Source organism: Fulvivirga sediminis (assembly GCF_016757215.1).
GTDB classification, from domain to species: domain Bacteria; phylum Bacteroidota; class Bacteroidia; order Cytophagales; family Cyclobacteriaceae; genus Fulvivirga; species Fulvivirga sediminis.
The window spans coordinates 289,517-314,738 of sequence record NZ_JAESIY010000006.1 but is presented as its reverse complement, the minus strand read 5'-3'; the positions used below and the strand labels follow the sequence as shown (position 1 = coordinate 314,738).

The following is a 25,222-nucleotide window of genomic DNA, read 5'->3' as shown; positions in this document are numbered from 1 at the left end:
ATAACGAATCGAAACCACGAAATCACCCTCAAGAAAGAGTGTGCGAAGTTTTTCCTTTGGTGGTAATTCATTAAAAAAGACATGGCTCTGAATCATATTGTCACTTTTAGAAAAATAGGAAGCTAAAAGTTAAGCGTAATAGGGGTAAAAATGAAGGGGAGAGGAAAATAAAAAGCCTTCTTAATTATAAGAAGGCTTTGGGGTGGAAGATCGGGCTCGAACCGACGACCTCCTGAACCACAATCAGGCGTTCTAACCAACTGAACTACAACCACCATTTTCCCTTAAAGGGACTGCAAATTTAGAGAGTAGTTCTGAATTTACAAATACTATTTAATGAATTTTTTCATCTTTTATCAAAAAGTAGTCTATTGCCTTTCTTTGCCTCATTAAAACTACCATTATTATAAGCGTGATGACCAGAAACAAAGGTGTGTTCTACTTTAGCACTAAACTGATGCCCTTCAAAAGGAGACCAACCACACTGAGCTAAAATGTTGCTTTTATCTACTACCCATCTGTTTTCAGGATTTACTATGACTAAATCAGCATAATAGCCTTCTCTGATAAAGCCTCTTTGCTTTATATTGAATAATGTAGCAGGGTTATGGCTCATCTTTTCAACTATCTTTTCAATACTGATTTTTCCTTGTTTGCGAAAATCCATCATTGCTGTTACACTATGTTGTACTAGCGGACCGCCCGAGGGTGCTTTGAAGTAGGTGTTTTCTTTTTCTTCAATAGTGTGAGGTGCATGGTCAGTAGCAATTACATCTATACGGTTATCTAAAATAGCGTTGAAGATAGCATGCTGATCGGTAGCCTTTTTTACTGCAGGGTTCCATTTAATAAAGGTGCCCTTTTTGTCGTAATCTGAATCATTAAACCACAAATGATGGATGCAGGCCTCAGCTGTAATTTTTTTATCTGCCAGCGGAATGCTGTTGTCAAATAAACTAAGTTCTTTCTCAGTACTTATGTGTAGTACATGTAATCGCGCACCATGTTTTTTGGCGAGAGCCACCGCTTGTGATGAAGAAAGATAACAGGCTTCTGCACTACGTATTTCAGGATGGCAGCTGATCGGAACATCCTCTCCATATTTTTCTTTGTAAAGCGCTGTGTTTTTTCTGATGGTGGCTTCGTCTTCACAGTGAGTGGCAATGAGCATCTCTACCTGTGAGAAAATGTTATTTAAAGTGGCTTCATTATCTACCAGCATGTTACCGGTAGAAGAGCCCATAAATACTTTTATACCACAAACTTTATCAGCCGGAGTCTTTAGAACTTCTTCAATATTATCATTGCTAGCCCCCATAAAAAAGGAGTAGTTAGCCAAAGAGTCTTTTTTAGCAATATTATACTTGTCTTCTAAAAGTTCTTGAGTAAGTGCGTTAGGCACAGTGTTGGGCATTTCCATAAATGAGGTTACTCCGCCGGCCACGGCCGCCTTGGCCTCAGTGTATATGGTCGCTTTATGGGTAAGTCCAGGCTCCCTGAAATGGACCTGATCATCAATGGCGCCAGGGATTACATACTTACCCTGAGCATCAATTATTTCATCTACTCCCTCAGAAGAGATGTTGTCAGCTATTTTTTCTATAAATTCGCCTTTTATCAGGATATCTGCAGGAAAGGTCTTACCTTCATTTACAATATTGGCGTTTGTAATTAGTGTGGTTTGCATAGACAAATTTCCTGTTTTTGATTGCAACAACAAATAAACTTGAGATTTTATGGCGTCTGAGAAGGCAAGCTTTCATGATTTTAAACTAAATAAGCAGCTTTTAAATGCAGTAGAAGAGCTAGGCTATGATGAGCCTACACCAATACAGCAAAAAGCGATACCATTAGTGCTGAATGGTCATGACGTGATGGGCATAGCTCAAACAGGAACGGGAAAAACAGCCGCTTTTGTATTACCTATACTTTATAAAGCTAAGTATGCTCAGGGAAATGACCCTAGAGTGCTCATTTTGGCTCCTACTCGTGAGTTGGCACTGCAAATAGAGCAGTCTGTAAAAGAACTTTCGATGTATACAGACTTGAGGTATGTAGCTGTTTATGGTGGGGTAGGTCCAAAAGTACAGATTGAGGCAGTGCAGCAGGGAGTTGATATTCTAATTGCGACTCCTGGTCGATTTATGGATATTTATCTCAAGGGTGAGCTTGTTACCAAAAGTATTAAAACACTGGTTTTGGATGAAGCTGATAAGATGATGGATATGGGTTTCATGCCTCAGATACGTAAGATCTTGGAAGTGATACCCGTCAAGCGTCAAAACTTACTTTTTTCTGCTACTATGCCAGAAAAGGTAGTGACCTTGTCAGAAGAATTTCTAGAATTCCCAGAGGTGGCTGAAGTGGCTCCACAAGCTACTGTAGCTGAAACTGTAAATCAGGAACTGTATGAAGTGCCAAACCTGAAGTCTAAAATCAATTTGCTAGAATACTTTCTAAAAAAGGAAGAGTTCTCAAGAGTTTTGATTTTCACTAAAACCAAGACCACTGCGGACAATGTGTTTAAGTACCTAGAAAGAAAGGATTATGGTAGCATCAGAGTAATTCATTCTAATAAAGGACAAAACAGTCGGATTAACGCTATAAATCAATTTAAAGAAGGGGAGCTTCGTATTTTGGTTTCTACTGATGTCTCTGCTAGAGGAATAGACGTTACTGAAGTTTCTCATGTCATAAATTTTGATGTGCCTATTATTTATGAAGATTATGTGCATCGTATTGGTCGTACGGGTAGGGCTTTGAAGAAAGGTAAGGCTATTACTTTTGCTAACCAGGCAGAAATGTTTCATATAGGCAAAATCGAGAAAATGATCAACGATACTATTCAGGTTAATCCCATTCCTGAAGAAGTGACGATAACAGAAACCCCTAAACAGGAACGTCAGGATATTGAACGGGAAATTGACATGTTCAAAAGAAGAGAGAACCCTGATTTTAAAGGGGCTTTTCATGAGAAAAAGGTCAAGTTTAAGGATAAAAAACACACTTCTAAAAAGAGAAGGAGAAGATAGTACTTTTAAACTTGGCTGCTGTTTTCAATTTCTAGTTATAGAATGAAAAAATATGCAGGCGTTTTCCTTTATTCAGCACAAGCTCTAATGGTTATTCATCACGTAAGAAGCGTGTCATTCTTATACTACAGGAGCGGGAAGTGTGAATGCTTCTTAAAGATGATGTGTTAATGAAAAGAACCAGCTGAATAACTTATTTGGTTCCATATCTCAAGTTCCAATTAACGATGTAGAAAATTGCCATCAATGATATGCTTGGTTAATTGTGCTCTTAAACTGGGGCAGATTCAATTATAATCATTCTAGTATATACATTTCATAAAAGAGCGCTGGAATTAGTGGCAGCCAGCTGATGCTTTGGTTTATTAGGTTAATAAATATCAGATTGATGAAAAATTTTGAAAATGAGCTTACCAGAATGTTAGGCATAAAATTTCCTATTATCATGGCTCCTATGTTTCTGGTGTCTAATACAGAAATGATTGTAGAAGCCACGCGCGCTGGTATTACCGGAGCTATTCCTGTATTGAATTACCGAACGGATGAGGAGTTTAGAGAGGCGTTAGAAGAATTGAAAACGAAAGCTGAAGGACCAGTTGGTATTAATTTGATTGTTAACAAATCTAATTTTCGGCTAAAAGAACAGCTGAAGATTTGTGTGGAGTGTAAGGTGGACTTTATAATTACTTCGCTAGGAAACCCTAAAGAGGTAATTGATACCTGTAAAAAACACAATATTAAAGTGTTTTGTGATGTGACAGAGGAGGTTTATGCTAAAAAGGTGGAGCAGTTAGGAGCTGATGCACTAATAGCTGTAAACTCTTCAGCCGGAGGGCATGCAGGAAAGCTTTCGGCAGGAGAATTAATTCCTTTGTTGAAGTCCGTTTGTAATATTCCTGTAATCTCTGCGGGGGTATAGGGAAGGGTGAGCAGCTGCAAGAAATATTAGAACTTGGGGCATGTGGTATTTCCATGGGTAGCATTTTTATTGCCTCTGAGGAAGCCGGCGTTTCTGACGCCTATAAAAGGGCGGTTGTTAAATATGGGAAAGATGATATTGTGATGACCGACAAGCTCTCTGGAACGCCTTGTACAGTTATCAATACTCCTTATGTGGAAGAGATAGGTACTCAACAAAATTGGCTTGAAAGATTATTCAATAGGAATAAGAAACTAAAGAAATACGTTAAAATGCTAACCTTTTATAAAGGCATGAAAAGCTTAGAAAAAGCGGCCTTCGGAGCTACTTATAAAACGGTATGGTGTGCAGGGCCTTCAATAGAGCACGTTACTCAGATAAGACCTGTAAGGGAAATAGTTGCTTTGTTTATAAAGGCCTATGAGGATAAAAAAAAGGGAGTCAATTGACTCCCTTTTCTGGTTTACAGGCATTTCAGATCTGGGCGATCTAAACTCCTGGGTTTAGGTTGAAATTAAAAGTTAATTTCTTTTTAACTGAGCTTTATAGGTGTCGCAATATGACCAATAATATGCTTTTTTTAAAGGTAAATGACGGTCTAATCTTACGTGTCAGATGAATCGTCGTAATTACCTTTAAACTGAATTGAAATAGTGAATATTAGTATTTTGCTCCCCTTGTTTTATTTTATATTGAAATATTTTTATTATGTGACCTGAATTCGTGGAAAGGATAAATCCTGAAATCAGCCTTTTTCTAATAGTGATTTTTTTGCTTTAAATGTTACATTGTTTCATGTAAAAAGTTTCATAAAATAGAGATGCTATATAATTATTAAGCTTAATTCTTTTTTGTTTTAGCTATAATTTTCTACTCTCACCATGAAGAAGAAATTTCTTTAAGCATTTTGTGGGTGGTAATGTCACAGGACTTCGTCTTGCTACAAATTGTCTGGGTAGTGTTTTATGGAGTGGTAGCAAGAGTTAATCCAGCTTTAAAAGATGATATATTTGATATAATAGCATCAAATAAGCTTGAAATAATAACATCAGTGAGAGTGTTTCTGGCTGCGCGGCTTCAGCTTCATTATTTACAAATTTGCTTCTTGTATCTCAGCACATTTGCCTGTCGGTATAATTATGAAGAATATTTATAATGCGGACAATTCTTATAAATGGAGCTAATGCTCCGGCAAACTTGATAGGAGATATATAAAAGATTGGAAAATCAATTAAAATTATGATCATTAGCCATAGCTCTAGTGTAAGCTAGAGCTATGGCTAATAAGAAGAGTGCTAAGCACGCTAGCCTCGTTTTATATTAACTTCGCATGTGTAGTGATATACCTTTCGGGTAATTCTCCCTTAGTGGCGGTTTGGTAATCAGTGTATGAACAAGGGATTATGCAATTTCTCGCATATTTTTCTTTTCCTTGTGGGTAAGGTACTTCCATCCACCATTTCTCGCTTATTTTACTTTTGTAGAAATGTAGTACCTCGGGCTCAGACGGCATGGATACTACAAATTTCAGATAGTCGTTATTTTTGAAGTTTTGATCATTCTTTCGGTTGTAAAAACCTTCAATAAAATACCATATCATGGTAGCAATAACAGATGCAGTTTTTTGGTTGGAATCGTCTAGTAAAGGATTATATTCATAGAAACCCGCTGAACTTAGTTTTTCATTGAGACCTGCATACCAGCATATTTGGCATGCTTCCTCTCCTGTGAGTCCAAATGGTTGTGCATTAGCATTGCCAGGGGCATCACTAGATTTGATCGCTGTTATATCAAATGAAAGCATGTCGGCATTTCTGATGATAGGTTCCATCTCCTGAATGTTTGCTCTAAGGTGTCCTATTCTATAAGCTTCAAAATATAATTTTTCAAGAATAGCAATAGCGTTGGGATCTATCAAGTAACTCTGATATGCCAGATGACTATAGTTGAACAGATAATTAGGTTCGTGAAGAAGAATTTTATGAATGTGCTGTTGGCTGGCACTTACTGATGATGAATCTTCCATGTCAAGAAAAGCATCAATATTAATCAAGCTGATTAGCTTGTCTAAATCTTCATAGGCTTGATATTGACCATAGTCCAAATCATGAGAGCCTCCTATTATCAGTGGCAGTACATTGTTCTCTATAAGGTTTTGACAAACTTCTTTAATCCTTCCTATCGTTTCAGCCAGGTCTACACCATTTCTCAGGGTGCCCATATCTACTATCTTATAGTTTCCCTGTCCTTTTTTTAGGTTGAAAAGTTTTTTCCTAATTTCTATGCAGCCCTTAGCTGTTCCTTTATTTTCCTCCGTACCTGCTTCTTCATTTACGCCTATAATGGCTATATCTGCCTCACGATATTTGGGCATTTTATCGGTATATACCTTTATGTTTTTATAAAAGCTATTGGCTTGTTTGATGTGAGCAAAGTGCTCTTCTTCTATTGGAGAAAAAAAGATTTTCAGGTCCATATATAAGGCTTTTCGTAAGGGTGTTAAAATTAATAGTTTGCCGATTAATTAAAAATAAAAAACCCTAAGGCCGAAGCTTTAGGGTTTTCAAGTTTATGTCTAATGAGTTTATTCTCCGAAGTCGTCAAATCTGATGTTTTCTGAAGGAATACCCATATCGTCGAGCATTTTTAGAACGGCGGCATTCATCAAAGGAGGTCCGCATAAGTAGAATTCTACTTCGTCTGGCTCAGGGTGATCTTTCAAGTAGTTATCTAAAAGTGCCTGGTGAATAAATCCGGTATATCCATCGGCCTCTTTATCATCAAGACTTTTCTTTATTTTCCAGTTATCTTCTTTCAATGGCTCAGATAGAGCGATGTTAAACTGGAAGTTAGGGAACTCATCTTCGATTTTTCTGAAGTGATTCACATAGAATAATTCTTTCTTAGATCTACCGCCATACCAGTAAGACACTTTTCTGTCTGTTTTCATGGTGTGGAATAAGTGGAAGATTTGTGCCCTAAGAGGAGCCATACCAGCACCACCACCTACGTAGATCATTTCTCTATTGGTAGAGTGATTTATAGCAAACTCTCCATAAGGACCAGAAACAGTAACTTTGTCACCTGGTTTTCTAGAGAATATATAAGAAGAGCAAATTCCTGGGTTAACATCCATCCATTTACCAGCGCCTCTATCCCAAGGTGGCGTAGCAATACGAATATTAAGCATAACAATGTTACCTTCTGCCGGGTGGTTGGCCATAGAGTAAGCTCTGTAGATAGGCTCATCATTTCTCATCACCAAGCCCCATAGCTGGAATTTATCCCAGTCTGACTGGAACACATCATTAGGGTGATTAAGCTCGGGTTTTGGAGTAATGTCCATTTCAGAGAAGTTGACAGTGATGGCAGGTACGTCAATCTGAACGTAACCCCCAGCTTCGAAGTCTAAAGTTTCTCCCTCAGGAAGTCTTACAACAAATTCTTTGATGAAAGTAGAAACGTTGTAGTTTGATACCACTTCACACTCCCACTTCTTAATACCGAAGATCTCTTCAGGTATTTTTATTTTCATGTCTTGTTTCACCTTTACCTGGCAAGATAGGCGAACATTCTCCTTTTGCTCAGAACGGCTAAGGTGACCTACCTCTGTAGGTAAAACATCACCACCACCTTCTTGTACTACGCACTTACACATGGCACATGTACCACCACCACCACAAGCAGAAGGTAAGAATATCTTCTGAGATGAGAGTGTTGAAAGTAATGAGGATCCAGCGGAAGTAACTACAGGGTTATCAGAGTCTCCATTGATAACAATGTTAACAGGACCGGATTGCACGAGCTGAGACTGTGCAAAAAGAAGAATAAACACCAATAGCAAGATAATGATCGTAAATGCTATGATGGATGTTAAAATAATTGTACTCATTGAATTTGAATCATTTATTCAATAAAAAAAAGCTCCTTATTCAAGGGACTACAAATATATTTAGTAAATATCTAAAACTATAATCTGATACCTTAAATTTTGGACTCTACTACAAATAATAATCACGCCATCCTAACATAACCGGGGCTGAAGACAATGGTTAAGAATTTAACATTATCATAATTTTCTCATAATCAAATTTGTTTGACTCCATATTAGTTTCAAGTCTTAAACTAATTAACATACCTTATTATGCGAAATATTTTATTTATGATGCTTTTTCTGGGCATTGTTTTCTCTTTTGAGAGTTGTTCTGATGATGAAGATTGTTGTACTAACCCACAGTTTTTAGAGTTTGAAAGTGCTGCTGGCAGTATGCCGGAAGATTCCAGTGGGTATATGGTGCCGTTTTATTTCTCTGAAGGTAACAGCGAAAATGTTACCGTTGTAATTAATATATCTACTGATGCCGTGTATGGCGAAGATTACACTACCGAGCCTTCCGGCGAATCGGGATCTATATCTGTAGTAGTTTCAGCTAATGAGAGGGGCAGTAGTTTTAAAGTAAGTCCAATTAATAATGAGGAATTAACCGGAGATTTTAACATCACTTTTAAATTATCTGATGAGAAGATATCTATTGGAGGTGTTAATAAGTTTGTGCTGACCATTAAGGAAGATGAGGTTCCTTTAGTGGAGAATCCTTCTAGCTTTGAAAAGTTAGGTGGAATTACTCTGAGTGGAGGAGAAGGTGCTGCTGAGATATCTGCTTTTGACCCCTTTAGTAACAGGCTTTTTGTTGTTAATAATGCAGGTGATTCAAGAATTGACGTATTGAATTTCTCAGACCCCGCCGACTTGCAGTTTATTGCAAGCATAGATGTTACAGGCTATGGAGGAGGGGTAAATAGTGTGGCAGTTAAAAATGGTCTTTTGGCCGCAGCCGTAGAGGCAGATAATAAACAGGCTAATGGAAGTGTGGTGATTTTCAATACTTCTAATTATAATGAAATCGAGGTAGTAACAGTAGGAGCCTTGCCAGATATGGTTTCTTTTTCACCCGATGGTAAATATTTATTGTGTGCTAATGAGGGTGAACCTAATGATAATTATGACATAGATCCTGAGGGCTCTGTGTCTATTATTGATATAGAGGCTAATTATACGGTGACTACTCTTAGCTTTGAAAGTTTTGCATCTCAACAAGCTGATTTAACAGCGGCTGGTTTTAGAATTTTCGGACCAGATGCCAGTTTCGCGGAAGATATAGAGCCGGAGTATATTACTATTTCCCATGATTCGCGATATGCGTGGGTGAGTTTACAAGAAAATAATGGCATAGCAAAAGTTGATATACAGGCAGGCACAATTACAGATATTTTCCCATTGGGCTTTAAAGATTTTAACATGGTAGGCAATGAGATAGATCCCAGTGATAAGGATGGAGGTATCAATTTCGGGCTATGGCCGATGAAAGGAATATATATGCCTGATGCTCTTGCGTATTTTAGCATCGCAGGTGCAGACTATATTATCACGGCTAATGAAGGGGACACCAGGGATTATGATGGCTATAGTGAAGAAGAAAGGGTGAAAGATTTAAGGTTAGATAATTCTGTATTTACAGACCTAAGCATTATAGATGATGAGAACTTAGGCCGACTTACTGTAACTACCTCCTTAGGTTTTAATGAAAATACATCTTCTTTTGATCAATTATATGTGCCAGGTGGCCGATCTTTCAGTATTTGGAATGGTAGCACGGGCGCTCTTGTTTACGACTGCGGTAGTAGCATGGAAAGAGCTATTAATGAATATGGCCTGTATGATGACAGTAGGAGTGATAATAAAGGCGTGGAGCCAGAAGGAGTGGCCATAGGAATAATGGGGAACAGAACCATAGCGTTTATAGGCTTAGAAAGGGTAGATGCAGTAGTGATTTATGATGTAACAGATCCGCTACAGCCAAAATTTTTACAAATATTGGAAACAGGAGACGCACCAGAAGGAATCATTTTTATCTCTGCTGAAGAAAGCCCTACAGGTCGCAGCTTGTTGGTAGTAAGTTCAGAAGATGATGGACAGGTGTTAGTTTTTCAACCTGAAATAGTCATTTAAATAGTCTGGAGGAATATTAAAAGCCCTACTCATTTAATAGTAGGGCTTTATGGTTTTAAGCATATGAGTATGTTAGCTTAGATAATTCTATTTCAGCACTTTTCCCAGATGTGAATATCACATTGGCGGCGCCTTTGGTATCTTTTAAAATTGCTTTTAGGTGAGTCAAACTTATTTTACCTATTACATAACCATGGTGTTGCCCTACAAATTTTTCTGATATCTCTTCAAATACTGAAAGGTCTATGCCGTCTATATCATCAAATCGAAGATATACTTCTGATAAGCTTTCCTCGACAGAAAGTAAGGTGCTATCAGAGTAACTATAAGTATATTCTTTGGTAAGTGAAGCAATATCAGCCAATACTGCCAAGCCAGTAGGTAAGCTTCCTGCACCTTTACCAATTAAGGTTTGATCTTGAGCATATTTACCATTAATCAGCACACAGTTGAATTCATTTTCAACATGATAAAGTGGATTCTCCCTATCAACATAATGAGGGGCTACCAATAATGAAAGTTGATCGTTTATAGAGGTGGCTTTAGCTACTAGCTTTATTTTAAGGTCTCTTTCTTTCGCAAAACGAATATCTTCATCAGAGATATTTTGTATACCCCAATTAAATATTTTTTCAGGACTTACAGAGATTCCGAAAGCATGCTGAATAATGATGCTGAGTTTAAACTTAGGGTCAAAACCACCAACATCCAGCGTGGGATCTGTTTCAGCAAAGCCATTTTCCTGAGCTTCTTTTAATGCTTCGTCGTAAGATTGGCCTTCTTGAAAAAGTTTAGTTAGTATATAATTAGATGATCCGTTAAAAATTCCTTTTACCTCTGTGATTTGCTCAGAGGCATAATAGTCATTAAGATTTCTTATTACTGGTATGCTGCCGCAAACGGCACCTTCATATAAAAGAGTAGTATTATATTCTTTCTGAAGAGCAATTAGTTCAGGCAGGTGCTCTGCAACCATTTTTTTGTTAGCAGTAACTACAGCTTTGCCATTTTTTAATGATTTTGTTACTATCTCGTAGGCCGCTTCGGCGTCATCAATAAGCTCTACTACTACATTAATAGAATCATCATTTAAAATTTCATCGGCAGAAAAAGTGAATTTTTCTGAAGAGATTGGAGATCTATCCTTGTTTTTGTTTTTAACGCAGATTTTAGAAATCTCTACATCTAAATTATTATTAGTGGTGAGTGTTTCATAAAGTCCCTTTCCAACACATCCAAACCCAAAAAGTCCAATTTTATACTTACTCATATGAATTTATTTCAAAAAGTTTTCAATCTCTTTACTTAAGGCTTCTGTTTCAATTAAAAAGCCATCATGCCCATAAAAGGAGTCTATTACTGCAAAATGGGCGTCTTTAATGTTTTTAGCTATAAATTTTTGCTCCGCTACCGGAAATAACAGATCTGATCGTATACCTACTATAAGTGCCCTGGCGGTAATGTTTTTTAAGGCATGAGGCACTGATTTTTTATTTCTTCCAATGTTATGGCTGTCCATAGCTTTGCTTAGGTACCAGTAAGAAACGGCCGCAAATCTGTCGCTGAGTTTTTTTCCTTGATAATATTGATAACTACTTGCTTTGAAATCATCAAGCTTATCATCAAAATCTGTTTGTGTTTTTCTATATGTGGTCTGGTTACGGTAAGAGAGCATAGCTATAGCTCTTGCCGCCTCTAAACCTTTGGCTCCAGCTTTTATCTTTTTTTCTGTGTGAGTAGGGTCTGCTTCTATTGCCATCCTTTGTGAAGTGTTAAAAGCTATTCCCCATGCTGAGTGGCGTGCATTGGTAGCCACTGCACAGATGTTTTCGAATAAATCTGGTTCACTACAAGACCACTCTAAAAGTTGCTGTCCGCCCATAGAACCACCTATTCCCAAATATATTTTTGTAATGCCTATATGTTCACGTAAAAGCTTATGTGCTTCTACCATATCTTTAACCGTCACAATTGGAAAGTCGAAGCCATAGATCTCTCCTGTGTCAGGGTTAATGCTGGCAGGCCCTGTGGTGCCATAGCATGAGCCAAGCATATTAGCACAAATGATAAAGTGCTTCTCAGGATCGATAAGAAAATTGCTTCCTACCAGACCAGGCCACCATTCTACAGGATCAGCATTCGCGGTAAGAGCATGAAAAACCCATACCACATTATCTTTTTCAGGAGATAATGTACCGTAAGTAGTATAGCTGATCTCGAGTCCAGGGAGTGTTTTTCCACACTCCATACTGAACTCATGATCGTATTTATAGGTATTCAAATTTGGCTTCGTTTCCGTTTGTGTATCAGTAGACTGCGTTAAAGGCATTTTCTAAATCAGCTTTTAAATCTTCAATATGTTCTATTCCTGCAGATAACCGTAGTTGATTAGGCAGAACCCCAGAGGCAAGTTGTTCCTCTTCACTGAGCTGTTGATGAGTAGTGGCTGAAGGCTGAATGATGAGTGTTTTTGCATCGCCAACGTTAGCCAAGTGACTTATTAATTTGAGACTATTCACAAATTTGATGGCGTTCTCCTTTCCTCCTTTTAGCTCAAAGGTAAACACACCTCCAAAACCTCTTTTTAGATACTTTTTAGCCAAATTGTGATAAGGGCTACTCTCTAAGCCTGGGTAGTTTACTGATGCTACATGCTCATGCTGTTCTAGCCATTTGGCCAGAGCTAGAGCATTTTCCACTGTTCTATCTACTCTTAAAGACAGAGTTTCTAACCCCTGAATCAGCAGAAATGAGTTGAAAGGACTTAACGCAGGACCAAAATCTCTTAATCCTTCTACTCTTGCTCTTATAGCGAATGCGATGTTAGGCAAGCCTAAAGGGTTATTCTCTCCGAATGTTTCCCAGAAGTTGAGGCCATGATAACCTTCTGATGGTTCAGAAAACTGAGGGAATTTGCCGTTACCCCAATTATAATTTCCTCCATCTATAATAATACCTCCGATAGAATTTCCATGACCGCCAATCCATTTGGTGGCAGAAGATACTACTACGTTGGCGCCGTGTTCTAATGGCCTGAATAAATATCCTCCCGCTCCGAATGTATTATCTACTACTAAAGGTATATCGTGTTTTTTGGCTACTTCGGCTATAGCGTCGAAATCTGGAATGTTAAACCCTGGGTTGCCAATAGTCTCAAGATAAATGGCCTTAGTGTTTTCATCTATAATAGCTTCAAAATCGGCAGCTTTATCGCTTTTCGCGAATTTTGCGTTAATACCAAGTCTTTTGAAAGCTACTTTAAATTGGTTATAAGTACCCCCGTATAAAAATGGAGAGGAAACAAAACTATCACCAGCCTGCAGGAAGTTGCTGAGAGCTATGAACTGGGCGGCCTGACCGCTACCTACTGATACTGCCGCCACGCCTCCTTCTAATGCTGCAATACGCTTTTCAAAAACGTCATTAGTAGGGTTCATTATACGGGTATAAATATTGCCAAACTCCTTAAGAGCAAATAGATTAGCTCCGTGTTCAGAATCTTTAAAAGTGTATGATGAAGTTTGGTAAATAGGTACTGCTCTTGATCTTGTAGAGGCTTCTACATCTTCATACCCAGCATGAAGCTGTAATGTTTCGAAATTATATGCTTGTGACATGTTAATACTTTTTTGCTAATTGAATTAATTTATTTGATTGTAATACCCAAAAAGAAATGAGTATAGTTTTTTCTACCAAGAAGGCGTTTTTGTTTAGGTACGTTTTGCGGGGTAGCTACTAGCAACAACAACAGCACATATAGGCTGAGTTGGAATCAAATAAAATAGAATAAATTAGCGCTTGTATTGATCGCTGAAATGTGGCTAAAAGCCCTGTTTGATGTTGGATTGATCTTTTCATTACCATCAATTTATATTCTCCCGTATCCGTCACTTGACGAACGTTCTTGGGATCAGGAAGTAGCACCTTGGATTGGTGACCAGGTTGCTAGCGCTTCTAAGAGCCTGTCTCTCCACGCTTCTGTATAAATCGATTGCTCGTTAAGAGTATATCGAATTGATGTGGCAAACGTAAGCAGCGTTTATAATGTTTCCAAACAAAGCATCGAAAAAATTTTTAAAACAGCTTTTATTCTCACTGAAATAGACTTAAGGTAAAATTTTATATCAAATAGCGGCTTTAGTTGCTTTCTTTGTCAGAGTGTTTATGATAGTGCTTATACATGTCTGATGTAAGGGCCTTCATAGTCTCTATAAGCAGAGAAGGGCCTACAGGGCTGATTCTTGTACCCAAAGACAAAAGCCATCTTCCAAAATATTCCATGTGAGAGGTCATAAATGTCATTTCCATATCCTCTCCTTTATCTTTTTCTTCTATAAGACCCATATAATATTTTTGATCTCCCAGGTATAACGCTACTCTTTTATCCATTTGCACAATTACTTTTTTTAGATCAGTTCCTAAAATAAGGTTGTTTACATATTTCTGATGATCAGAGCTTTTATGAGGAGTATATGTCTCTTCTCTAATCTGCAGCTTAGTAATTCGATCTGTGCGAAAATCTCGCATGGCTTGTCTCAGTCTACAATAGGCAATCAGGTGCCAATGGTTACTGTAAAAGCATAGGTTTACAGGTTCTACTTCTCTGTGAGATAAATTTTGGTTGTAAGTAGAAAAGTATTCGAAACTTACTACTTTGTGCTTTGCCAGAGCAGTTTGTAGATCTGAAATGAAGTGATCGGGAAAAGAATTATTTCTTAAAGGTTTATTGGGAGGTGTTAGCACTTTGGTATTAGCCTCTAGGGTATTCAGGTATTCTTTTTCTTGTATTTTTAGAATGGCCTTTATTTTGAATAGTGCATTTTCAAAATGGTGCTGTATGGAATGATCTGCGTGGCGCTCTGCCAGCTTGGCGGCTATGAGTATGGCTCCCGCTTCTTCTTTAGTAAATGACACAGGAGGGAGGTGATATCCTTCCATGAGAAAATAACCTACACCAGCTTCAGCACCTATAGGTATGCCAGCTTCTTCCAAGGCTCTGATGTCTCGGTATACCGTGCGTAAACTAATATCAAATCGATCCGCAATCATCTTGGCTGTTACTACCCTCTTGCTTTGTAGCTGAATTAAAATAGCCGATAGCCTGTCAATGCGGTTCATCTTAATAAAAAACAGCTTACTTAGGCGGATGGATCTTCATCACGTTCAAAAGATAAATATCTCTGAATGTAATAAGACCGCACGAGCAATAGAATAGCCAATGGTATTAAGGAATAGTGAATATCCTGAGGTAAAAAGGCCCAAGTAATGAGTAATACGAGGTTAACCAAGCAAGAGGCCTGGAAGTATATCCGTAGAAAATCAGGAATCTTTTTTTTCAATAAAAATAGAGCCAATGGGAAGTGTAGTGGTATAGCCCATAATAGGTTGAAATTTCTAGCAGCAGCATGGTGGTCTGTTGCTATCCATAAAAGTAAGAGTAACCACCCTACTAAGCCAATGACAGAAAAGAGAATAGTGTCAAATATGAAATACCCCTTATCTTGGCGATAGCCTATAAAGGTTATAATTAAACCTATTATCAGTAATAAGCTAAATACTATGAGAGGAGTAATAGTGCTCGACTGGTCTTCTTGAGGTTGAGCCTTGTTGGTAATTATGGTGTTTTTCACCAACGGTTCCCTCTGTCCATTTTTCATGATAGAAGCATGATTAAAACCTTGTTCTATGTAATCAGGTAGAAACATGTACATTTCAGGGGTAGCTACAGAGTCCATTGGTAGGCCTAAACAAATATCTATACCTAGTTCACCCCAAGGTTGCTGATCTAAATAAATGTGTGCAAGGTCTCTAATGGTATAATCAGTGGTGATGTAAGAGCCATCAAATTGTAAGTCATCTTTAAAAGTAGCTTTTAAAGCATCTCTAACTTTTGTGGCACAGTTGTTATAAAAATAGTCATAGAAGTAATACTGGTTTTCGGGCTTAGCATTCCATTGTAGATAGTCAAATAGCTTCTGCTTTTGTTCCTGATCCAAATTTAAAACCTGCTCATGAATAAAGCGATTGTAATAGACGTAAGCATATTGAAAGTTCCGATATTCATGTACGTCTAATTTGTAGTTAAGGTAACCTCTGGCAAAGTTGAGATAGAAATTCGGCTGGTCAAAATCAAAAATACCGTAATTATAAACCATGTCATAGCCCTTCATAGGATCGTTTACTCTAATAGCACTGTGCCCGAAGGCTGAGTATAGCTCTCCTTGGAAAGGGCCACAAGTGAGTATCCTTATTTCTGCATATTTTGAAAGCGTACGTTTTTGAGCTAAGCAAAGCGTGGGCAATAGAAGTATGAGTACTAAAAAATTTTTCATTTCAGGCAGCCTTTGATTATTATATTAGGTGGTGGAGGTTATCGTTTAACGGTTGTGTAAAATAATAGCTTATTTTTTCTTTAAAAGATAAACTGGCTCATATTAAAAAAATCAATACTACTAATCTAGAATATTCTCTTATTCATGACGAGCTACAAGGGTAAAATTATTTAAAACCACTAATATTAATTGAGTTGAAAAATTAAGAATGTTTGTAGGTCTTTAGTGTATGTGCTATTATCAGTTTTTAAAGCTAAGCTACTTTTGGTAATTTCGATCGGTGAATTCGAATATAACAGATGGTCTGAATTTTCTCTCTAAATTTAATTTTAAGAGGGCATGGAATGCCGGAAGAGTGGTGCGTAGCTATATTACTTCTCGCTGGCTGGGAGGTTCATCAGTTAAAGGGATGCCTATAAGTATTTCAATAGAACCCACTACATCATGTAATCTCAGGTGCCCGGAGTGTCCCAGCGGCCTTCGCTCTTTCACCAGGCCTACTGGTATGTTGCCTGATGATTTGTTTAAAAAAGTGATAAATGAACTGCAAGATACGCTCATGTATTTGCTTTTTTATTTTCAAGGTGAGCCATATTTACACAAAAGCTTCTTGGACTTGGTAAAGTATGCGTCGGATAGAAAAATTTATACTGCAACCTCTACTAATGCTCATTATCTTAATGATGAAATGGCAAGAAAAACTGTAGAATCCGGTCTGGATCGGTTGATTGTGTCTATTGATGGTACTACTCAAGAAACGTATCAATCTTACCGTGTAGGAGGTCGCCTACATAAGGTGGTAGAGGGAACTAAAAATATAATTCGCTGGAAGAAGGAATTAAAATCCAAAACGCCACATGTGATTTTTCAGTTTTTGGTGGTTAGGCCTAATGAGCATCAAATAGAAGATGTGAAGAAAATGGCCACTGAGCTGGGAGTAGATGAGGTAGGTTTTAAAACAGCGCAAATCTATGATTACGAAAATGGTTCAGACCTTATTCCCACAATAGACAAATATTCTCGTTATAAGAATAATGGAGATGGAACCTTTTCTATTAAAAACAAACTTTTAGATCACTGTTGGAAGATGTGGCATAGCAGTGTTATTACCTGGGATGGAAAAGTGATTCCTTGTTGTTTTGATAAGGACGCTCATTACCGCATGGGTGATTTACAGAAATTTTCTTTTAAGGAAGTATGGGAAGGTGACACCTATCGGAAATTTAGACAAGCGATAGTTAAATCAAGAAGTAAGATTGAAATGTGTCAAAACTGTACTGAGGGCACTAAAGTTTGGGCCTAGTAGCTACTAAACAGATCGTTTTGATAGGCAACAGTCAGGTTACCTGACTGTTGCTATTCCGTATAATAAATTATAGGTATAGAGTTTGCTATACGCTAGTAGAATTCTTAAATGTACGGTTATGATAAAAAAACTTACCTTTTTTAGTTTGTCTGTGGTTTTGCTTTTCACCATTTCGTCATGCGAAGACTTTGATGATGCTTTGGGAAGCAATTTAAGTGAGAGTGAAATAGTAGCTGGCCTGAAGGAGGCGCTAGTAGTGGGTACAGATACTTCCACTTCTATTTTGGGAGCTACTAATGGGTATTTAAAAGATGAAGCTGTTAAAATATTCTTACCGAAAGAGGCTCAGCCCATGTTGGAAAATATGGAGAAGTTAGGGATCACTAACCTTATTCAGCCCTTAATTGATCAGACTATTACCAGTATGAATCGTGCCGCTGAAGAATCTGCAGCGTTAGATTCTACCAAAGTTATATTTAAAGATGCTATAACTACGATGAGCATTACCGACGGCTATACCATACTTACAGGTAATGATTCTTCGGCTACCGTGTATTTGAAAGGCAGAACTTATTCTCGTTTGCTTAGTAACTTTAGTAATATAATATCACCAGTGTTAAATAAAAACTTGATTAGTGGTGTGAATCTATCTACAGAGGAGTTATATACTAAGTTGATAAACACTTATAATGACGGGGTAAGTGTATATAACCTTGCATATACTTTTAACCCTGAAAAACAATTAGATAAGATTACTTCCAACAGCTTAGCAGAGCATGCTACTGGTAAAGCATTAGATGGTTTGTTCTTGAAAGTTTCTGAAGAGGAGAAGGCTATCCGTAAAGATCCTGTTGCTCGTGTTACCTCTCTTTTAGAGCGCGTGTTTGGAAGTGTAAATTGAAATTAAAGAACATAAAAAAAGTCCCTTTCTTATTCTGAAAGAGACTTTTTTTATGTTCTTTATCTAAAAGTAATTTAATTTTTGCGTTGAACATTTTTTAAATGTTGAATGCCTGATGATTCACATCCGCAGCCTTTAGAGCAGCCAGCATCACCTTTAAAATGTTTATAAACAAGATTAAGTAAATATGCGATGGCTCCTAAAAATAAGAGTACTATTATTATCTGTTGTGCCATACTTTTATAACGGATTGTTTTAAGGATAGGTTTCTAGGCATCCCAATGTTTTCTGATTACTTCCAGTAAACTGTCGTTTAACTTTCCTGTGGCACATATTTCTCTACCGAATATGTAATCATTCTCTCCCTTAAAATCAGTTACTTTTCCTCCGGCTTGCTGTACTAAAAATGCTCCAGCTGCTACGTCCCACGCGTTAAGGTTATATTCGAAAAAGCCTTGAAATCTGCCACAGGCAACATAAGCTAGATCTACTGCCGCACTGCCCATTCTTCTTAAGCCATGAGTGCTTTGCATTAGCTCATCTAATATTTTGAGGTACTTATTCATATCCTCGAAATTATAATAGGGAAAGCCAGTAGCTAGTAGACTGTCTTTTAATTTGTTAATAGGTGAAACAGTAATTTCTTCATCGTTACAATAGGCTTTTTCTCCTTTTACTGAGTAAAAGCACTCGTCTTTGTTAATTTCATATACAAAGCCCATTACAATTTTGTCATGCTGCATCAAAGCCAGGCTTATAGCGTAAATAGGTAAGCCATGAGTAAAGTTGGTGGTGCCGTCCAATGGATCAATTATCCAGTTGAATTCTTCCTTTCTTTCTGTTTCAGTACCTTCTTCGGTAATAAAACCAGCCTCTGGGAGTATATTTTTGCAGCCTGATACTATTTGTTTTTCGGCTTCTTTATCTACATATGAAACAAGGTCATTAAAGCCTTTATGTTCTATGTCTGATAATTTAAAGTTTTTACTTTCTTCTCTAATGAAAGAGCCTACTTTCTTAACCAGTGACTTGGTAGGTTGGATTAGTGTTTTTAGATCAGTCATTTTTTTGTTTTTCTTTGAACGAAACCATAGCAAATCATCAATATACTTACCCATACCGCATTTTTTCCCAGATATTCACCGTTACCAGATAGCTGTTTGATAGCGGCCTCATGGCTAATAAGATCTTCCGGTACAATAGCAGCTGATGAAATGTTCATAGCAAAAGGAATCACTAGAATTATCAAAGTATAAATGATGCTTAACCAGCGAATTTGGGAATTGAATATGGCCATGTTTTTAAACAGAGCAAAATAGAAGAGAATATTTACTAATATTATCCAAAAGGTAACGCCTTGCAGGCCTGTATATAAATTCCAAGAAATAAGGTATTTGTCATGACTGAAAACGGCTCCTAGAAAATAATAAGCAAAGCTGGGAATGTAAGTGTACAATAGATATTCTATGGCTAGCCAATAAATTAGTATGGTGAGCAGTCCAATCCTGTTTTTAGAGTATTTGTTAGTGAATAAGTAAATCAAAAAAGATAAGGAAATAGCCATGCCAAAGAGGCCTCCTTGTAAGAAGTGAATAGGTTCTGGTTTGTTGAATGAAAAGCCCCACAACCCAAACCCCACGGAGAGAAGGGCTAAAATAAAGCCATAGTTTTTTAATGGTACACTTTTATTGCCAGTGTTATTAAATTCTTTAAATATGGCAAATAGAGGAGATATGCTTAAAAATATTAAGAAGGAAAAAGTATTGAAAATGGCACTTACGGCCAATAAGCAAAGCGATAATAGGGCCAGAATACACAGTCTTGTGTTAGGATTTTCCATCTATAACAATTACGATTTCACCTTTAACGGCTTTTTGAGAAAAATGTGTTTTTAATTCTGTTAGCGTACCGTTGGCAGTCTCCTCATGAAGTTTTGTAAGTTCTCTAGAAACAGAAGCTTGTCTCTCTTCTCCCATATGCTCAGCCAATTGATCTAGCGTTTTTAATAAGCGATGAGGAGATTCATAAAGAATGATGGTTCGGGTTTCTGTAGTGAGAAATTCGAGACGTGTTTTTCTTCCTTTTTTATGGGGCAAAAAGCCTTCAAAAACAAACTTAGCAGAAGGTAGACCAGATTTTACCAAGGCAGGCACAAAAGCGGTGGCACCAGGTAAGCATTCTAACTCAATTTCTGCCTTAAGGCATTCTCTAACTAGTAAAAAGCCAGGGTCTGAAATAGAAGGTGTTCCAGCATCAGTGATGAGGGCCATTACCTCTCCATCATTAAGCCGTTTTACCAGTTGATCTACCGTTTTGTGCTCGTTAAAAATATGGTAGCTCTGTAAAGGTTTAGATATTTCGTAGTGCTTAAGCAATTTACCAGAAGTACGGGTGTCCTCGGCTAATATAACATCTACTGAATTAAGAATTTTTACTGCTCTGAAAGTAAAATCATCCAGATTACCGATAGGAGTGGGTATAAGGTATAATTGCGTAGTATTTTCTTTCACTAATGTTAAGCTAGTTTATCTATTTCCTTTGCCAGATTATGGTCTTTTTCAGTTACCTTATCTCCAGCGTCATGTGTATTCAGCTCAAAGCTAACAGTATTATAGATATTAGACCAGTTTGGGTGATGATTCATTTTTTCAGCCACTATGGCTACCTTAGTCATAAAACCAAAAGCTTCTTTAAAATCATCAAATTCGAAGGTCTTTTTTAATTTGTTGTCTTCTTCTTTCCACATAATTTTAAGGTTTAGTTGGTATAATCAATCTATTAATTAGGCTAATGCCTTTTTGCTACTGGCTCCTCACACTTTTTATAAGCTTACTTTTAGCAAGCATAGTGATAAAGGCCAATAGAGCCTCAATAGACATAAGCTTTTATAAGTATTAACAGACAAACAAGATGGATGTTATAAGGCAATTATGCCTTCTATTTGATTAGCCTTGATGTAATACTCTATAATGCTGTCGCTAGAAGGCATCATCATTTCCACAGTAATACTTATATAGTTTCCGTTGCTAGACACCTTCTCTTTAATTTCATGCTTTGTAAAAAGCCCTTTCAATTCAGCCTCTTTGCCTTTGGGAGCTATAAATTTAAATATGTATAATGCCGGCCACTGGTATTCTTTATCTAGCTTTTCTTTAAATGATTCTATTGTTCCTTCTTGCATAATTAAAAATTGCTTTTGGCTTTAAATAAGAAAAGCGGGGCCTTAAGTTCCCCGCTTTTAATAATCTATGTTAGAAATATTTTAATAGAACTTATAGCGATAGTCTTCTATGTCAGCATCGTCTTTAATGGCTTCACCGATATTAAAGGCAGTTCTGCTTTGGTTACGCTGCTCAATTTGAGTTTTGTAAGAAGAGTAATCTGCTATTTCAGGTGCAATAGTTTTGTTTTGCATATTGATTATTAATACGCCATTTTCAACTTTTAAAGGATCTGAAGTGGCTCCATTATCTAGTGAAAATGCCTCACCTACAGCCATAGGGTCGAAACCTACATTAGGTATTGAATTAGAACTAAGCTTTAGATTACTGGTAGAATAAACATTAGCATCTTCTCCAAAAGCAGAAGCTTTTTCGTCCAAGCTGCCAGAAAGACCGCTTAATTTTTGGATGATTTGATCTCCTTTTTTCTGCTTTTTAACTTCAGCAGTAATTTCAGTTTTAACATCAGCAATGTCTTTGTAACCTTCTTCTGTTTCATCGGTCATTACCGCTACTACGTAGTCATTGTCCAATTCAAATACTTTAGAAACATCTCCTTTAGAAGCATCTCTAAATAACCATTGTACTACTTCTCTAGCCTCTCCAAGTACCCCAAGTCTACTGTCGTTAGGAGCAAGCTGGTTGGCAGGAGTTACTCTTATCCCTTTTTCTTGTGCTGTAGCCTCAAAAGAGCTAAGGTCTGTGGCTTCATTGGCAAAAATATCTGCTTTACTGAAAGCGGTGTTTCTTGTATCGTCACTAGCTATGATGCTTCTGTCAATTCTTGCTATTTTGTAAGCCTGATTGGTTTTTGCCTCATCTACTTTAATGATATGATAGCCATATTTTGTTTTTACCAGGTTATTTACAAGTCCAGGACCATTAGCAGAGAAAACAGCTTTTTCAAATTCAGGAACCATTTTCCCTGATTCGAACCAGCCAAGATCTCCACCTCTGCTAGCACTACCATCTTCACTGTTTTCTCTCGCAAGTGTCGCAAAGTTAGCACCACCTTTTAGCTCATTAAGCAAGTCTTGAGCCTTTTGCTTTGCTTCATCGGTATCTCCTTTTATTAGGATATGGCTTGCTTTGGCATATGATACGGTATCTTGATATACATCAGATATTTTATAAAGAACATAGCCATCGTTAGTTAAGTATGGTCCTTTTACATCTCCTATGTTAAGATTTCCTTCATTAGCCTGAAGCTCCTTAGGTAATACCCCTGAGTGGTAAGGGCCGAAAAATGTGTCTCCATCAGTGCTAGTGCCGGCAAAGAGAGAATCGTTTTTACTAGTTTTAAATTCTTCTTTTAATTTCTGCATATCTTCTTTTACAAAGGCAGAATCTTCTGCTGAAGGCACTATAGGGAATGTTACGTATTTTAAACTTCTGGTGTGCTCTGATTTATATTTCTCTTTGTTCTTGCTGTAGTATTCTTGCAAGTCGCCGTCAGAAACATTCACAATAGAATCACTAATTGCATAGTAAGGAACGTATAAGTATTTTATTTCGGCTACATCATTTTGAGCATGATACTCCATTTCAGCCTCAGCATCTGTAATGTAGTTGGTTTTGATGATCAGATTTTCAAACTTAACCCTTTCTCTACCTGGTCTTAAGTTTTGCTTCAATATAGCCCAGTAGTTTTGGTACATTACTGGTTGCTGATCGATGTTTTGGTAGAAGTTAAGAAACAACTGTCTGTCAAATTCGCCTGTTTCAGGATTAGTGAAGAAGTTAGCAACATTAGGATCTTGGTTTTTGCCTTGAATCATATCCCAAACCTCATCGCTCGTCACTTCAGTACCCACTTCATCATATTGCTTTTGGAATGCATATTTGTTGATGAGTAACTGCCATGCCTGATTTCTTAAAAGAGGACGATCACGTTCTGAAGGCTGGCGATTATACTGAATAGAGTATTCAGCCTCGCGCTGTTGTGCCAGACTTTGGAATTCCTTGAGGTCGACATTCTCCCCAGCAATTTCACCGATTTTATTATCGTTTCCAAATAGACCTGATTGGTTGCTAGCGAAGTCTGCCAGGATAAAGGCCAGGATAGCGAAGGATATTAGACCTACCACTACCTTCCCCATTTTGTTTCTCAGAGTGTTGATTAATGCCATTTTGTGTATAATACGTTCATTTTAAAAGAGGCGCAAATTTACATAGTATCCAACTAAAATCAAACTACGTTTTTTGCTCCATATTATTTATTTTCAGAGTCTTTAATATCTAATGTAAGTTTTACTATCTCAATTCTTATATCATTAGTGGATTGAATAGAAAAATTAAAAGGAGAGAGGGTTACAGAATCACCCGGCTGAGGCAGGTCTTCGGTAATGGATAAAATAAGTCCTCCCAGTGTTTCATAGTCTCCAGTGGGTAAATTCCATTCATATTTATCATTAAGGTAATCGATCTCATGGCGAGCACTTAATAGGTAATTATTCTCATCAAGCTGCTGTTCTACCCAATCTTCGTCATCATGTTCATCCTGAATTTCTCCAAAGATTTCTTCAATAATGTCTTCTATACTTACAATGCCGGAGGTTCCCCCAAATTCATCTACGACCAAGGCCAAGCTCTTACGTTCATTGATGAACTGAATCATTAGTTCATTTGCTAGCATGGTTTCTGGCACGATAAGAATAGGTGTAAGAATATCTTTAATATTCTTAGGTTTTTTGAATAACTCCAATGAATGGCAATAGCCAATTACATTATCTATAGAGTCTTCGTAAACTAATATTTTTGAATGGCCGCTATCAATAAAGGCTTTCTTTAGGTCGGCCAGTTCATCTTCTATGTCTACTGCTATGATTTCCGTTCTCGGAATCATGCATTCGCGGATACGTATGTTTTTAAACTCGAGGGCATTATTAAATATTTTTGTATCTACCTCTACGTTTGTGTCTTCATCAGAGAGGATAGTATTTTTTATATAGTTGTCAAGGTCTGTAAGCCGGAAAGCAGGCCTGTCCTCAGAGTATTCGAGCCCCATAACTTTGGTTATGATCACTTTTGACAGTGAAACTATAGCCCATACTACTGGCCCCATAATCCAGTATATAATATACATAGGGAAGGCAAATATCGTTAGCATCCAGTTCGGGTTAATGAGGAAGATGCTCTTAGGTAGAAACTCGGCAGTAAGTAAAACTATGAGTGTGGAGGCTACTGTTTGAACGATTAGCACAGAGAGCTCATTATAGATTACTTCTGGGAGTGCTTCTCTAATGAATGGATCAAGCAATTTGGCCATAAATATACCGTATATTACCAGAGCTATTGTATTGCCTATTAAGGTGGTGCCTATAAAGCGGCTGGAATTATTCAGGAATTTACCTAATATTTTCCCTGTTCTGTAGCCTTTTTTGCCCTGTAGTTCAATATGAAGTTTATCAGCTGAAACAAAGGCGATCTCTATTCCTGAAAAGAAAGCAGAAAATAGTAAGGTGAGGGCGATGGGAATTAGAACGGATAGGTCCATGAATT

19 protein-coding genes, 1 tRNA gene, 1 pseudogene and 1 riboswitch are annotated in these 25,222 nt (G+C 37.4%); of the genes and pseudogenes, 5 read left to right on the top strand and 16 right to left on the bottom strand.

Features of this window, described 5'->3' with window-relative positions:
* Window positions 1-198 precede the first annotated feature (198 nt).
* Together JL102_RS12905 and JL102_RS12900 are read right to left on the bottom strand one after the other, a co-directional pair.
* Window positions 199-275 (bottom strand) — tRNA-His (locus JL102_RS12905).
* Window positions 276-346: 71 nt separating this feature from the next.
* The gene (locus JL102_RS12900; RefSeq protein WP_202244831.1) at window positions 347-1,687 is read right to left on the bottom strand and encodes a dihydroorotase; all 1,341 of its coding nucleotides are present in this window, start codon (window positions 1,685-1,687) and stop codon (window positions 347-349) included.
* A 49-nt stretch (window positions 1,688-1,736) separates the two neighbouring features.
* Between JL102_RS12900 and JL102_RS12895 the strand changes: the two genes are divergently transcribed.
* Both JL102_RS12895 and JL102_RS24105 read left to right on the top strand, forming a co-directional pair.
* The gene (locus JL102_RS12895; protein WP_202244830.1) at window positions 1,737-3,032 is read left to right on the top strand and encodes a DEAD/DEAH box helicase; all 1,296 of its coding nucleotides are present in this window, start codon (window positions 1,737-1,739) and stop codon (window positions 3,030-3,032) included.
* Between the two features lie 352 nt (window positions 3,033-3,384).
* Window positions 3,385-4,400: pseudogene (locus JL102_RS24105) on the top strand (NAD(P)H-dependent flavin oxidoreductase).
* Between the two features lie 866 nt (window positions 4,401-5,266).
* Here JL102_RS24105 and JL102_RS12880 read toward each other — a convergent pair.
* On the bottom strand, window positions 5,267-6,427 hold the full coding sequence (locus tag JL102_RS12880; protein WP_202244828.1) for a formimidoylglutamase: 1,161 nt from the start codon (window positions 6,425-6,427) through the stop codon (window positions 5,267-5,269).
* Window positions 6,428-6,535: 108 nt separating this feature from the next.
* A complete protein-coding gene (gene nqrF, locus JL102_RS12875; RefSeq protein ID WP_202244827.1) occupies window positions 6,536-7,843 on the bottom strand; it encodes an NADH:ubiquinone reductase (Na(+)-transporting) subunit F in 1,308 nt (435 codons plus the stop codon).
* A 252-nt stretch (window positions 7,844-8,095) separates the two neighbouring features.
* Between nqrF and JL102_RS12870 the strand changes: the two genes are divergently transcribed.
* Window positions 8,096-9,961, top strand: coding sequence for a choice-of-anchor I family protein (locus tag JL102_RS12870; RefSeq protein WP_202244826.1), 1,866 nt, complete (start codon window positions 8,096-8,098; stop codon window positions 9,959-9,961).
* A 55-nt stretch (window positions 9,962-10,016) separates the two neighbouring features.
* Here JL102_RS12870 and JL102_RS12865 read toward each other — a convergent pair whose 3' ends face one another.
* From JL102_RS12865 to JL102_RS12845, 5 genes are all read right to left on the bottom strand, one after another.
* On the bottom strand, window positions 10,017-11,231 hold the full coding sequence (locus JL102_RS12865) for a homoserine dehydrogenase (RefSeq protein WP_202244825.1): 1,215 nt from the start codon (window positions 11,229-11,231) through the stop codon (window positions 10,017-10,019).
* A gap of 6 nt (window positions 11,232-11,237) precedes the next feature.
* The gene (locus tag JL102_RS12860) at window positions 11,238-12,290 is read right to left on the bottom strand and encodes a homoserine O-acetyltransferase family protein (RefSeq protein WP_202244824.1); all 1,053 of its coding nucleotides are present in this window, start codon (window positions 12,288-12,290) and stop codon (window positions 11,238-11,240) included.
* Window positions 12,268-13,578 carry an O-acetylhomoserine aminocarboxypropyltransferase/cysteine synthase family protein gene (locus JL102_RS12855; protein ID WP_202244823.1) on the bottom strand — a complete coding sequence of 437 codons (1,311 nt, stop codon included), beginning with the start codon at window positions 13,576-13,578 and terminating at the stop codon, window positions 12,268-12,270. The genes JL102_RS12860 and JL102_RS12855 overlap by 23 nt, the downstream gene beginning before the upstream one ends.
* A gap of 258 nt (window positions 13,579-13,836) precedes the next feature.
* A riboswitch (SAM riboswitch) is annotated at window positions 13,837-13,950 on the bottom strand.
* Between the two features lie 148 nt (window positions 13,951-14,098).
* Window positions 14,099-15,079, bottom strand: coding sequence for a helix-turn-helix transcriptional regulator (locus JL102_RS12850; protein WP_202244822.1), 981 nt, complete (start codon window positions 15,077-15,079; stop codon window positions 14,099-14,101).
* Window positions 15,080-15,099: 20 nt separating this feature from the next.
* Window positions 15,100-16,293, bottom strand: a complete 1,194-nt coding sequence (locus JL102_RS12845; protein WP_202244821.1) for a lipoprotein N-acyltransferase Lnb domain-containing protein — start codon at window positions 16,291-16,293, stop codon at window positions 15,100-15,102.
* Between the two features lie 280 nt (window positions 16,294-16,573).
* Between JL102_RS12845 and JL102_RS12840 the strand changes: the two genes are divergently transcribed.
* Both JL102_RS12840 and JL102_RS12835 read left to right on the top strand, forming a co-directional pair.
* Complete coding sequence (locus JL102_RS12840; protein ID WP_202244820.1) at window positions 16,574-17,596, top strand: SPASM domain-containing protein; 1,023 nt, start codon at window positions 16,574-16,576, stop codon at window positions 17,594-17,596.
* Window positions 17,597-17,717: 121 nt separating this feature from the next.
* The gene (locus JL102_RS12835) at window positions 17,718-18,500 is read left to right on the top strand and encodes a DUF4197 domain-containing protein (protein WP_202244819.1); all 783 of its coding nucleotides are present in this window, start codon (window positions 17,718-17,720) and stop codon (window positions 18,498-18,500) included.
* A 269-nt stretch (window positions 18,501-18,769) separates the two neighbouring features.
* Here JL102_RS12835 and JL102_RS12830 read toward each other — a convergent pair whose 3' ends face one another.
* From JL102_RS12830 to JL102_RS12800, 7 genes are all read right to left on the bottom strand, one after another.
* The gene (locus JL102_RS12830) at window positions 18,770-19,564 is read right to left on the bottom strand and encodes an inositol monophosphatase family protein (protein ID WP_202244818.1); all 795 of its coding nucleotides are present in this window, start codon (window positions 19,562-19,564) and stop codon (window positions 18,770-18,772) included.
* A complete protein-coding gene (locus tag JL102_RS12825; RefSeq protein WP_202244817.1) occupies window positions 19,561-20,340 on the bottom strand; it encodes a hypothetical protein in 780 nt (259 codons plus the stop codon). The genes JL102_RS12830 and JL102_RS12825 overlap by 4 nt, the downstream gene beginning before the upstream one ends.
* Window positions 20,327-21,010: a 16S rRNA (cytidine(1402)-2'-O)-methyltransferase gene (rsmI, locus tag JL102_RS12820; RefSeq protein WP_202244816.1), complete on the bottom strand. Its 684-nt coding sequence runs from the start codon at window positions 21,008-21,010 to the stop codon at window positions 20,327-20,329. The genes JL102_RS12825 and rsmI overlap by 14 nt, the downstream gene beginning before the upstream one ends.
* A 5-nt stretch (window positions 21,011-21,015) precedes the next feature.
* Complete coding sequence (locus JL102_RS12815; protein ID WP_202244815.1) at window positions 21,016-21,246, bottom strand: 4a-hydroxytetrahydrobiopterin dehydratase; 231 nt, start codon at window positions 21,244-21,246, stop codon at window positions 21,016-21,018.
* Window positions 21,247-21,417: 171 nt separating this feature from the next.
* Window positions 21,418-21,681 (bottom strand): DUF493 family protein, encoded by a 264-nt coding sequence (locus JL102_RS12810; protein ID WP_202244814.1) that lies wholly within the window; start codon window positions 21,679-21,681, stop codon window positions 21,418-21,420.
* A gap of 81 nt (window positions 21,682-21,762) precedes the next feature.
* Entirely contained in the window at window positions 21,763-23,850 is a 2,088-nt protein-coding gene (locus JL102_RS12805) for a peptidylprolyl isomerase (protein WP_202244813.1), read from the bottom strand.
* Between the two features lie 83 nt (window positions 23,851-23,933).
* Window positions 23,934-25,217, bottom strand: a complete 1,284-nt coding sequence (locus tag JL102_RS12800) for a hemolysin family protein (protein ID WP_202244812.1) — start codon at window positions 25,215-25,217, stop codon at window positions 23,934-23,936.
* Window positions 25,218-25,222: the final 5 nt, after the last annotated feature.

Excerpts from the sequence above, each read along its gene's own strand:
- JL102_RS12900 (WP_202244831.1), bottom strand. The coding sequence starts at position 1,687 with ATGCAAACCACACTAATTACAAACGCCAATATTGTAAATGAAGGTAAG.
- JL102_RS12895 (WP_202244830.1), top strand. The coding sequence starts at position 1,737 with ATGGCGTCTGAGAAGGCAAGCTTTCATGATTTTAAACTAAATAAGCAG.
- JL102_RS12880 (WP_202244828.1), bottom strand. The coding sequence starts at position 6,427 with ATGGACCTGAAAATCTTTTTTTCTCCAATAGAAGAAGAGCACTTTGCT.
- nqrF (WP_202244827.1), bottom strand. The coding sequence starts at position 7,843 with ATGAGTACAATTATTTTAACATCCATCATAGCATTTACGATCATTATC.
- JL102_RS12870 (WP_202244826.1), top strand. The coding sequence starts at position 8,096 with ATGCGAAATATTTTATTTATGATGCTTTTTCTGGGCATTGTTTTCTCT.
- JL102_RS12865 (WP_202244825.1), bottom strand. The coding sequence starts at position 11,231 with ATGAGTAAGTATAAAATTGGACTTTTTGGGTTTGGATGTGTTGGAAAG.
- JL102_RS12860 (WP_202244824.1), bottom strand. The coding sequence starts at position 12,290 with ATGCCTTTAACGCAGTCTACTGATACACAAACGGAAACGAAGCCAAAT.
- JL102_RS12855 (WP_202244823.1), bottom strand. The coding sequence starts at position 13,578 with ATGTCACAAGCATATAATTTCGAAACATTACAGCTTCATGCTGGGTAT.
- JL102_RS12850 (WP_202244822.1), bottom strand. The coding sequence starts at position 15,079 with ATGAACCGCATTGACAGGCTATCGGCTATTTTAATTCAGCTACAAAGC.
- JL102_RS12845 (WP_202244821.1), bottom strand. The coding sequence starts at position 16,293 with ATGAAAAATTTTTTAGTACTCATACTTCTATTGCCCACGCTTTGCTTA.
- JL102_RS12835 (WP_202244819.1), top strand. The coding sequence starts at position 17,718 with ATGATAAAAAAACTTACCTTTTTTAGTTTGTCTGTGGTTTTGCTTTTC.
- JL102_RS12830 (WP_202244818.1), bottom strand. The coding sequence starts at position 19,564 with ATGACTGATCTAAAAACACTAATCCAACCTACCAAGTCACTGGTTAAG.
- JL102_RS12825 (WP_202244817.1), bottom strand. The coding sequence starts at position 20,340 with ATGGAAAATCCTAACACAAGACTGTGTATTCTGGCCCTATTATCGCTT.
- JL102_RS12815 (WP_202244815.1), bottom strand. The coding sequence starts at position 21,246 with ATGTGGAAAGAAGAAGACAACAAATTAAAAAAGACCTTCGAATTTGAT.
- JL102_RS12810 (WP_202244814.1), bottom strand. The coding sequence starts at position 21,681 with ATGCAAGAAGGAACAATAGAATCATTTAAAGAAAAGCTAGATAAAGAA.
- JL102_RS12805 (WP_202244813.1), bottom strand. The coding sequence starts at position 23,850 with ATGGCATTAATCAACACTCTGAGAAACAAAATGGGGAAGGTAGTGGTA.
- JL102_RS12800 (WP_202244812.1), bottom strand. The coding sequence starts at position 25,217 with ATGGACCTATCCGTTCTAATTCCCATCGCCCTCACCTTACTATTTTCT.